The 1854-nt window shown below is 37.9% G+C and carries 3 protein-coding genes; 1 reads left to right on the top strand and 2 read right to left on the bottom strand.

The genetic code is table 11. The features are described from left to right. Positions 1 to 124: 124 nt before the first annotated feature. Together MKL32_RS00015 and MKL32_RS00010 are read right to left on the bottom strand one after the other, a co-directional pair. Positions 125 to 502 (bottom strand): RcnB family protein, encoded by a 378-nt coding sequence (locus tag MKL32_RS00015; RefSeq protein WP_005402074.1) that lies wholly within the window; start codon positions 500 to 502, stop codon positions 125 to 127. A 138-nt stretch (positions 503 to 640) separates the two neighbouring features. Continuing rightward, positions 641 to 1126, bottom strand: coding sequence for an RcnB family protein (locus MKL32_RS00010; protein ID WP_270900015.1), 486 nt, complete (start codon positions 1124 to 1126; stop codon positions 641 to 643). A gap of 168 nt (positions 1127 to 1294) precedes the next feature. Between MKL32_RS00010 and MKL32_RS00005 the strand changes: the two genes are divergently transcribed. Continuing rightward, the gene (locus MKL32_RS00005) at positions 1295 to 1741 is read left to right on the top strand and encodes a hypothetical protein (protein ID WP_004908900.1); all 447 of its coding nucleotides are present in this window, start codon (positions 1295 to 1297) and stop codon (positions 1739 to 1741) included. Positions 1742 to 1854: the final 113 nt, after the last annotated feature.

Raw genomic sequence — 1854 nt, 5'->3', positions numbered from 1 at the left:
CCTGAGTCCTTTATAGTTAAAGTGTTTGTTTGCACTCATATTTTAACTATTTAGACTCAGGTTTTTTATTTAAAGCAAACTATGGGACAGCAGTGGCCTTACGGCTGCTTTTAAATTCATTAAATTATGCGATTCGATAAACACGATATTTTGAATCAACCAACACATATTTTCCTTGTACTTGCATCCAGTTATAACCACGTGGTGGCTGATATAAACGATGGTAGCGATAGTTTGAAACCACATAACGTTTACTACGGAATTCCGATGGTAAACGCTCGCCACGTTTAAAGTTTACTCGTTGTCCATAATGGTTTCCACGATCTGCATTTGACCATCGCGGTGGATCTCTATGATCATCTCGGTGGTCATTTCGATCGTAACGCTGCTCATAACGATCTTTATAGTCGTGATGATTGTTCCAACGATTTGAATCTGCCATTGCTGAAGCAGATGCACCAAACATTAAACTTGATATCAACAACATAACTGTCTTTTTCATTGTTTGATCCTCTGTTTTGATCTGAACTCAGATTAAGCAAAACTCTAGGAGAAACCATGAATAAAACGAATGAGATTGCAAAACTTTGTAATCAATACTGAGAAACTATGGAGATATCTCAACCTAAGGTATTAAAGCTCATCGAATAATTTCGATTCTAAAATTATCATCAGTCACTAAAAAATATCTTCCATCGATCATCACCCAATGGCGTCCACGTGGTGGTTCGCGTAAAGAATAATAATCCCAATCTCGGATCACATAACGCTCACTCCGAAACTCACTTGGTAACTCATTTCCGACTACAAATGCCTCTCGGTGATATGTATGTTCAGAGTGAGTTTCAGGATAGTATTCAATACTGACACTTGGGCGATATTGGTAAGAGTAGTGATTATTTTGGTAGGGTTGATAATAATACCCCTTCGGTGGTGCTGTAGGTGTATAACGCTGATTTGAGAACGCAAAAGGATCTTGAGCTGGAGGTTGATAACTTTGTTGAGATTCATGATATGGACGACGTTCAACTCCTCGATAGCCGCTCCAGTTATTTGCGTAGCTTAAGGCTGGCAAAGCACTGACCGCCAAAGTTAAACTCAAAATTTGAAGTTTATTTTTCCTCATTTCTAGTACCTCAAAATGATTTCTACAATTAGTTTAGTACAGAAAAGCACCAGCACTGTAGTAATAATATTTTTTTCGACAACCAGTAAAATTTATAAGATGGGCTGATGTTGAATGAAGCATAACTTAAGTATGTTAATATCTTTTTTTTAGTATTGGAGTGGTTCAGTGTCTGAAATGAATTTTGATCGTCTTTACGATTTCTTTTCTAAAATTCCAAGCGTGCAAAAGGAAAGAATCATTGCACATGGCACAGACGAGCAACATGCGTGGTGGTTTAAATTTAGTATTAATGTAGAACACGCACTGGCATGGCAAACTGTTCAAGAACTTGGACATGTTCTGAATTACTTATCAACCAACGAGCGCTTACCAACACAATTTTTCCCTGTGTCACCACCACCCTATATGAATGGTGAAGCAAAAGACTTTTTGGCATGGGTCATTCAATGTAACCATCCTGAATTTGATCCCAATACCGTTTGTGATTGGCTTGAAGCACGTTTGCCCAACCCTGTTGAAGATGAAAGCCAGTGGAAAATTCAAACTGATCTAAGTGAATTAGATCAACTTGCTGATAAGGATTTGGATCAATTGATTCCACCTAATCCATAATGAAAAAAGAGGCTATAAGCCACTGCTGTCCCACAAATATCACAAGATGAACCTCAATTGAGGTTCTTCTTGTTTTCGCCATTTTTTATCAGGCACAAAGAGTGACCTTAAAA

Source organism: Acinetobacter sp. AOR34_HL, from assembly GCF_027854795.1.
Lineage (GTDB): Bacteria > Pseudomonadota > Gammaproteobacteria > Pseudomonadales > Moraxellaceae > Acinetobacter > Acinetobacter junii.
The sequence above is the reverse complement of the archived record's forward strand: the minus strand, read 5'-3'. Positions and strand labels throughout refer to the sequence as shown.

Coding starts and splice junctions, on each gene's coding strand:
- MKL32_RS00015 (WP_005402074.1), bottom strand. CDS start 502: ATGAAAAAGACAGTTATGTTGTTGATATCAAGTTTAATGTTTGGTGCA.
- MKL32_RS00010 (WP_270900015.1), bottom strand. CDS start 1,126: ATGAGGAAAAATAAACTTCAAATTTTGAGTTTAACTTTGGCGGTCAGT.